The organism is Steroidobacter sp., from assembly GCF_016790065.1.
GTDB lineage: Bacteria > Pseudomonadota > Gammaproteobacteria > Steroidobacterales > Steroidobacteraceae > Steroidobacter.
Genome location: NZ_JAEUPY010000599.1, coordinates 1 through 8,306, shown reverse-complemented (window position 1 = coordinate 8,306; position 8,306 = coordinate 1). Strand labels below are relative to the sequence as shown.

6 protein-coding genes are annotated in these 8,306 nt (G+C 61.8%); 5 read left to right on the top strand and 1 reads right to left on the bottom strand.

The window, feature by feature from the left end; genetic code table 11:
• From JNL55_RS24695 to JNL55_RS24685, 3 genes are all read left to right on the top strand, one after another.
• Nucleotides 1-1,377 (top strand): methyl-accepting chemotaxis protein (locus JNL55_RS24695; protein ID WP_293860549.1); only part of this gene is annotated, 1,377 nt, incomplete at its 5' end.
• Nucleotides 1,378-1,498: 121 nt separating this feature from the next.
• Nucleotides 1,499-2,119: a ChuX/HutX family heme-like substrate-binding protein gene (locus JNL55_RS24690; protein WP_293860546.1), complete on the top strand. Its 621-nt coding sequence runs from the start codon at nucleotides 1,499-1,501 to the stop codon at nucleotides 2,117-2,119.
• Between the two features lie 10 nt (nucleotides 2,120-2,129).
• Nucleotides 2,130-3,536, top strand: coding sequence for an alpha/beta hydrolase (locus JNL55_RS24685; protein WP_293860543.1), 1,407 nt, complete (start codon nucleotides 2,130-2,132; stop codon nucleotides 3,534-3,536).
• 9 nt (nucleotides 3,537-3,545) lie between these two features.
• Here JNL55_RS24685 and JNL55_RS24680 read toward each other — a convergent pair whose 3' ends face one another.
• A complete protein-coding gene (locus JNL55_RS24680) occupies nucleotides 3,546-4,577 on the bottom strand; it encodes a helix-turn-helix transcriptional regulator (RefSeq protein ID WP_293860540.1) in 1,032 nt (343 codons plus the stop codon).
• 169 nt (nucleotides 4,578-4,746) lie between these two features.
• Here JNL55_RS24680 and JNL55_RS24675 point away from each other — a divergent pair, with 169 nt between their 5' ends.
• Both JNL55_RS24675 and JNL55_RS24670 read left to right on the top strand, forming a co-directional pair.
• Nucleotides 4,747-7,731, top strand: coding sequence for a TonB-dependent receptor plug domain-containing protein (locus JNL55_RS24675; RefSeq protein ID WP_293860537.1), 2,985 nt, complete (start codon nucleotides 4,747-4,749; stop codon nucleotides 7,729-7,731).
• A gap of 7 nt (nucleotides 7,732-7,738) precedes the next feature.
• A partial coding sequence (locus JNL55_RS24670) for an alpha/beta hydrolase (protein WP_293860534.1) occupies nucleotides 7,739-8,306 on the top strand: 568 nt, incomplete at its 3' end.

Here is an 8,306-nt window from a genome sequence, read left to right as displayed (position 1 = left end):
ATCGCCGCCCGCAACCTGGTGCTGGTCACCAAGCCGCAAGACATCGAAGCTGAGCATGCGGCCGTGGTCCAGGCCCATCAGGATGTGACTTCGTTGCTCGAACAACTCGAGCGGACGGCAACTCACCAGTCCGGCACGGACGAGACGCGCACTCTGATCAGCAACATCAAGCGGGTCGAGAGCCAGTACGGTCCGGTGGCGCTGAACATCGTGCAGCTGGCGATGGATCCGGCGACTCGCGCGTTGGCCATCCAGAAAATGAATGAGCAGTGCCGGCCGTTGTTGGCGGCGTTGATTCGCTCGACCGATGAGTTCGCCGACTACACCAAGCGGCGCGGTATCGAGTTGACCAAAGACTCGCAGGCCGAGTACGCCAGCCAGAAACAGCAGTTGCTGGCGATTTGTATCGTGGCGTTCCTGGTCGCGACTGCGCTCGGTACCCTGATCGTTCACAAACTGACGCGTGCCTTGGGTGCCGAACCCAACGATTTGCGCGTCGCTGCGGAGCGCGTTGCTAGCGGCGATTTGAGCCCGCTGACCGATGGTCGGTCAGTTGCCAATGACGGCAGCTTGATGGCTTCGTTGTCGGCGATGCAGGCCAGCCTGGCGAACATCGTCGGCGAAGTGCGCAGCGCCTCTGACGCTATCGCCGTCGAGTCCGAGCGTATCGCATCGGGCAACGCGAAGATCAGCGAGCGGACCGACCAGCAGGCTTCGGCGCTTCAGCAGACGTCGGCGACGATGTCACAGCTGGGCACGACCGTGGAGCGCAACAGTCAGAGCGCGCAGCAGGCTCGCGAGTTGGCCTCGAATGCTTCGTCCATCGCGAGTAAAGGCTCGGCGGTGATGACCGAAGTCGTGGCGACCATGCAAGACATCAACGCCGGTTCGAACAAGATCGGCGAGATCGTCGGCGTGATCGACAGCATCGCATTCCAAACCAACATGCTCGCGCTCAACGGTGCCGTCGAAGCGGCTCGTGCGGGAGAGCATGGCCTGGGCTTCGCAGTGGTCGCTGGAGAAGTGCGCAGTCTCGCGAAACGTAGCGCTGCGGCGGCCAACGAAATCAAAGCGCTGATCGCCGAGAGCACGACGCGAGTGGAGCGCGGCTCCGAGATGGTCGATCGCGCCGGTCACACCATGGCCGAAATTCTCGAAGCCATCCGCGATGTGAACAACATCATGGGCGAGATCAGTGCGGCGAGCATCGAACAAAGCACTGGCATCGTGCAGGTTGGCAGCGCCGTGACGCAGATGGATCGTAGTACGCGCCAGAACGCGTCGATCGTGGAGCAGAGCGCTGCTGCTGCCGAAGCGTTGAGCGATCGCGCTCAGAGACTGGTCGGAACGGTGGGGGTGTTCAAGCTCGCCAGCTGAAAATCGTTGCCCCGTCGTCCGTCCGCCTATACACTTAATTTCGAAAATAATACCGACCAGACGGTCAGTGGCGCCCGTCGGCTCGATAATTTCGAAGTTTAGTGGGTTGGGAGGGCGGACGATGTTGGCAGAGATCCTGTTGGGGTTGGCGTCGGCAGCTTCGGCACCGGCGGCGACATGCGCCTCCGCGCAGCAGAGCACCGAGGTGCGGGCTTTCTATGCGTCGCTGCCGAGTGCGCCTCCGTTAGTAGCCCGCCGGCACATGAATCTGCCCGAAGAGATCGTGTCGTCCGGTCTGTCTGCCGAGCATGCGACCGGCGTTTCCGGTCAGCACTTCAATGCGGTGTGGCAGTCGGTCTCCGAGTGGCCCTACGGCTTTTTCATCCTGGATCAGAAGGGCTGGATCATGAAGTTCCAGGCCCCGGTGCCGCCGTTGTTGGGCAACGAGCGCAAAGACGCGTTCACCGATGTGAAAGCGCCCGGAGAGAACGGCCTGATCAGTCATTTCCGGCCGGATCTGGTGACCTCGATTCATGCTGTGGCCTTGCCCGGTGGCAAGGGGCGAGACGGTAAGCAGCGTGAGGGCATGACTCGCGCGGTGATCTTCTACGACGCCAGCCGCGAATCGGTGTTCGGCATTTACGCCAGCCTGGCCGGTGAAGCGTTGCCGGCGGAAGCGATTCCAGCATTCGACAAAACGATGGCGCTCATGCGAGCGCTGCCCCAGGTGTGTTCACGATAAGGGGCTTGCGATGAAATCGAACGTGCGCTGGTTCTGTTTTGTTGCCGCGTGCTTGGCTTTGTCATCGCAGTCGGCGTTCGGCGCCGAGTCCAAGGCCGCTGAAAGTATTCCCGCGCCGGAGGCTTGGGAGTATGTGCGCATGACGCCGGAGCAGCGTTCGGAGCTGCGCGTTCGTGTGCGAGCCCTGCCGAAAGAACAGCAGGACAAGCACAACGATGCGGTGTCGGCCGAAGTAAAGAAGTTGCCCACCTGGCTGTATGAATCTTTGAGCAACGAAATGGTTGCGATGGAGCACTGTAAGACCGGTGCGTATACCGGCCCGCTGCCGTTGCCGCCGAAACTGACGGCTTGGGAATACGTCAAGCGCGTCCCTCATCAGCGCTATCACTATCGTCTGCGAGCGCGTGCTTTGAGCCCGGCCGACCGAGCTGCTTACGAGCAGGATTTGGCGAAGGAGCTAGCGACGCTACCGCAGTGGTTGCAGGCATCGCTGGCGGAAGAGGCCAAACGTTACGACGATTATCTCGGCCTCGATCCGTGTGCGCGGGTCACTGCGAATGTTTCAGCGGGTACGCCCGTTCCGGCGGGCGCCGTCGAGATTTCCAAGTCGGTGCGTTGGGAGCTGACTTCGGCCAAGGGACGTCCGTATCGGATCCTGATTTCGCAGCCGGCGACACCGCCGCCGCCTGAAGGCTATCCGGTGCTTTATGTGCTGGATGCGAACTCGAACTTCGGCACTGTGACCGAGACACTGCGCATGCAAGGCCGACGTCCGGAGCGAACCGGGATTTCGGCGGCGCTAGTGGTCGGCATCGGTTATCCCACCGATGAACCGTTCGACATCGCTCGCCGCACGTTCGATTACCTCGTGCATTCGGCCGGCGCACGTTCGCCGAAGCATGGCGAGGGTGGCATGCTCAATCCGGACAGCGGCGGCGGCGCGCCTGACTTCCTGAGCTTCATCAACGATGAGTTGAAACCGGCGGTGGCACGCCGTTATGCCATCGACCAACAGCGGCAGACCTTGCTGGGACATTCCTTCGGCGGCTTCTTCACGCTGTACACGCTGTTCCAGCAACCGCAGTCGTTTCAGAACTACATCGCGTTGAGTCCGTCGGTGTGGTGGAACGATCGCTCGCTGTTCCAGGAACAGAAAAAATTCATTGCTGCTCGCAAGCCTACCGATGCGCCGATCAATCTGTTCGTGGCGGCGGGTAGCTTGGAAGAAACCGCGGCGATCAAGATGGTGACGGACAGCCGCGGGATCGCGACAGGCATGAAGGGCGTGGCTGGTGTCACCACTCAGTTCTTCCTGGTTGAAGGCGAAGATCACGGTTCCATCGTGCCCACCACTATCAGTCGGGCGCTGCGTTCGCGCCAGGGCGATGGATTCCAGAAGACGGCGGCAAAGAATTGATGTGTTAGGTCACCCGCGCGCGGCGCGCGGTGTGATTCCGAAGAGTCTTTTGAATGCGGTCGCGAAATTCGCCGCGCTCGAATAGCCGGCAATCGCGGCCGCTTCTTCCACGCTGATTCCTTGCTGGCTCAAGGCGACGCGCGCTCGTTGCAGACGACGCTGCCGCTGATATTCGAAGATGGTGAAACCCTTCTCGCGCCGGAACAGCTGTTGCAGGCTGGTGGGATTGCTGCCCACGTGCGCAGCGATGGCTTGTAAAGACCATTCATCGGCCGCGCCACTGTCCAGCAATTCCTGAAGCTGTCGAAGTTGTCGCTGCGCGCGCGGATTGAGTCCTCTCGGTTCCGCCGCAGCGGCATCGGCATGCGCAATCAGGCTCAGTGCTTCGACGATGATGTCCAGACAGCGCGACTGGATGAATATTTCCTGTAAGGCCGGCAGCAACGGCGGTGGTTGCAATACTTGCTGTACGGCCAGCATGGCCTGCGGCGACGGCAGCCACGAGCGCTCGGACATGTGTTCGTTGGCGAACGTTGCGAGGCGCGCGTGCTCGTTCAGCATCCCGAAGCCCGCTTGTTCCAGCCATTGCGGTTTCAGCGTGATCGAGATCTTGCATTCCTCACGGCCGCGTCGCCAATCACGTGAAAAGGTATCCGGTTCCGCCAGCGCGACTAGCGCGGCCTGGTTGTGGCGCGTGGCATTGGCTTGTGGACCGAGGTGATAACGCCGCCGCCCATAGGCGACTTCAGTCGAGCCGGCCGCGAGCAAACTCAGCTTGATGCCCGGCTGTTGTAGCACCTGACTGTGCAGCGATTGCAGATCGCGGCCTTGCGCACGATGCAGAATGAGTCCGGGCTGCAACGCTCGCATATCGTAGAGGCGGCCGGCCAGCAACGGTTCGTCGTCGCCGATGGCCTGGCTGAAACGGAAGTCGCCGCCCACCAGCTCCAGGCCTCGCGCCAGGTGCTTGTGAACGAACACTTGCTCGGCGGCTGCCAGCGGCGATGCTGTGTCCGGTAAAGGTTTTATTGGCTCGCTCAAAGGTAGTCCCGGCTTCGGCCTGAAATACTCGTGGCCGAACGAATGTACCCAGTCCCCACGCTCGTCGTGGCGCTCCTGCCGTGTTGTTGTCGCTCAACGATAGCATGCGTGTGGACTGGCCGGGAGGGGCCGCGCGGCGGCCGTTCGAAGCATGCTTGGGGAGAACATAATGAAACTGCGCTTACCAGCGATTACGGCTTTGACTGGCGGTCTGACCTTGCTCGCTGCGGGGCTGGCACAAGCTGCCGAGACCAACACCGATCTGTCGGTGGTGGAAGAGATCACCGTGACCGGCACCAATATTCGTGGCGTCGAGCTCGTCGGCAACGCCGTACAAGTCATCGGGCCGGAGGAGGTGCTGGCCAGCGGCAAGGCGACCCTGTCGGATTTCTTGCGCGAGTTGCCGGCGAATTTCGCAGGCGGCGTGGCCACAGCGGACAACGTGCAAGGCTCTCAAGACGCCAGTTCGGCAGGCTCGAATCTGACTGGCGGCCAGGGCGTGAATCTGCGCGGCCTCGGTGCCTTGTCGACGTTGGTGCTGGTGAATGGTCGTCGTGTCGCATCGGCCGGCCAGTTCGGCGACTTCGTTGACCTGTCGAACGTGCCGCTCGCTGCCATCGAGCGCATCGAAGTGCTGCTCGATGGTGCATCGGCGGTGTACGGCTCGGACGCGGTGGGTGGCGTGGTCAACGTGATCCTGAAGCGTCGTGACGACGGCTTCAACAGCAGCGTGCGTTTGGGCACGATGACCCAAGGCGGCGGCACGCAAACCCAAGTGAGTCAGACCTGGGGCACGAGCTGGGAGCGTGGTGGTGTGCTGCTCGGCTATGAGTTCAACGATCAGCAGCGCGTGCGCTCGTCCGACCGAGATGTTTATAACGGCGGTGACTTCAGCGATCGCGGCGGTGTGAACTGGCGGCGAGCCAGTGCTCGCGCGGGCACCGCAGCCAATCTTTTCTCTAGCGGCGCGGCGGGCAATGGCACCGTGGCTTACAGCGTTCCTGGTGGCGCCGGTACCGGATTGACTGTTGGCAGTCTCGTGCCTGCCAGCGGCGGTGTCGGCAACACCTACAATCCGTGGGGCAACCTCGACATCCTGCCGGAGATGCGCCGGCATAGCGTGTTCGCATCCTTCGAGCATTCGCTCACCGACAGCGTGCAGTTGTACGGCGATGCGCGCTTCACCCAACGTAAAGGCGATTACAACTTGGGCTACGCCGTGCTGTACGGCACGTTGCCATCGACCAACCCGTATTACATTCCTGGCATTACTAACAACTTCGGCGTGGTGCTCGACGATGTCGGTCTGAAGCGCGAAGTTGGAGTGGATAGCTACGCTGCCAACTTCGGTGCTCTGTTCGATCTGGCAGGCGATTGGCGTGCGGAAGCCAATGTTTCCTGGAGTCAGGAGGATCAGAACCGTCGCGGCAATGCGCTTCGTAACGGCAACATCTATGACTTCGTGGCCAGCGGCACCAGCCTGGTCAATGCGCCGACCTCGACGGACTGTGCGCTGTCCGGCCTCAACAGCACCAACATCGCATCTGTCGCGGGCGGTGGCACAGCAGCTCAGCGGTACTGCGCGGCGTTGAACTACGTTCCGTTCAATCCTTATTCCACCGAGCCCGTGTCCGCGGCAGTGCTCGACCAGATCATCGGTTACGAAGATGTGAACTTCAAATCTTGGCTGGCGCAAGCCAGCTTCAAGGTGGACGGCAGCGTGTTGGATTTGCCCGGCGGCGCTTTGCAATTGGCCACTGGCTTGGATTACCGCAAGGAGCACATGAGCGGCGAGCTGGACTTCAACTGGCGCAGCATCACGGACTCGCATGTTCCCTACGGCGCGACCGAGCGTGATGTGACATCGGCGTTCGTCGAAGCGGCCGTGCCCATCGTCGGTGCCGGCAATGCGATGTCGTGGGTGCGCGAGTTGAGCTTGTCGCTCGCGGCTCGTCACGAACGGATCAGCGGACTCGGCAGCTACGAGACCACCAACCCCAAGTTCGGCGTGAACTTCAAACCCGTCGACTCGCTCACCTTGCGTGGCAGCTGGGGCACGTCCTTCCATGCGCCGCCGATGCGTTTCATGTACACCGGCATGCAGCCGGTTGGTGGCGGCAACGCGATCACCACACAACCGAGCTTTCGCACCGCGCCGTGTAACACGACCCTTGTGCCGCTCAACGGCATCGTCGGCACTCCCGGTGGCTCCGGTCAGTGTTCGTTCACCGCGATGGTCGTGAGCGGTGGCGCCGGCCCGGATCTGAAGCCCGAAGAGGCTGAGACTTGGACAGTGGGTTTCGATTTCGCGCCGACGGCGTTGCCGGGCCTGCGAGTCGGTGCCAGCTACTTCCATCTGTTGGTGGACGATCGCATCGTTCGTATCCAGGGTGGCACGCTGCCGAGCATTCTCGCTGAGCTGTTTGCCACCGGCACCACGCCGTACATTAACAGCCTGAGCGTCAATCCCGACATCAGCGAAGTGCAGGCACTGATGAACGATCCGCGCTATCTCGGCCAAAGCGGCGTTGGGCCGCTGCAGACCGCTGAGGACGTGGTGATGATCATCTATGCCACGCAGTCCAACCTCGCGACACTGAAGATGGATGGCGTCGACTTCAACGTTTCCTACTCGTTGCCGACCGAGCGTGCCGGCACGTTCGACTTCTTCGTGCGCGGCACGTCGCTGATGTCCTACGACATCAAGGGCACGCCCGCCAGCGGTTACGACGATCAACTGGGCAGCTACAGCTCGCTGGGCAATCCGGTGAAGTTGCGCACTCAGCAGGGGCTGTCGTGGAGCTACGGCGCGTTGCGTACCTCGTTGACCGTCAACTACGTCGATAGCTACCAATGCAAAGTCGGTTGCTACGTGGCTAGCGGTGCCAACGCCGCGCCGGTGTTGGCCACTACGCCGGTGAAGATCGATTCCTGGACTACGCTCGACTTGAATGTCAGCTATGACTTGGATCGCTTCGGCGGCGCGTTCAACGGTCTACGTGTCGGCCTGGCCGCCAGCAACGTCACCGACGAAGCGCCGCCGTTCGTCAATGGCGGCACCGCTGTCAACGATGCGATCGCCGATCCTTACGACGTTGCGAATGCCACCGTGGTGGGACGCGTCGTCGCTTTGACCTTTAACAAGCGCTGGTGAGTGTTCGATGAATAAACCGCAACGTCATGGTCTTGGATGGTTGTCACTGCTGTTCGTCCACGCTTGCATGGGGCTCGCCTCGGTGGCGAGCGCTGCAGACGAGGGGCCGCTGGCGCCGGCAGTCACATTCCCCAACACCGAGGAACGCGAGTTACGTTCCAGCACCGGCAAGGACTATCGGCTGTTCATCAGCACGCCTTCGCAAAAAGCGCCACCGGGTGGTTGGCCGGTGGTCTACGTGGTCGACGGCAATGCCTGGTTCTTCCCGGCAGCGATGCAAGCTCAGCTGCGCGGTCGCAATCCCCAGCATCACGGCACCTTGCCGGTAGTCGTGGTGGGGATCGGCTATCCGGGCGAACGTTTGCTCAACATGCAACGGCGGGTCTATGACATGACGCCACCTGCGCCGGTGCGGGAAGCGCCACCAGTGCCAGGTGGCAGGGAATGGCCAGCACCCGGCGGCGCGGATGAGTTCCTCGACTTTATCGAGAAGCAAGTGAAGCCGCTGGTCGAAGCCGAGTATCGCATCGACCGCAATCGGCAGACGCTGTTCGGTCATTCGCTCGGCGGCTTGT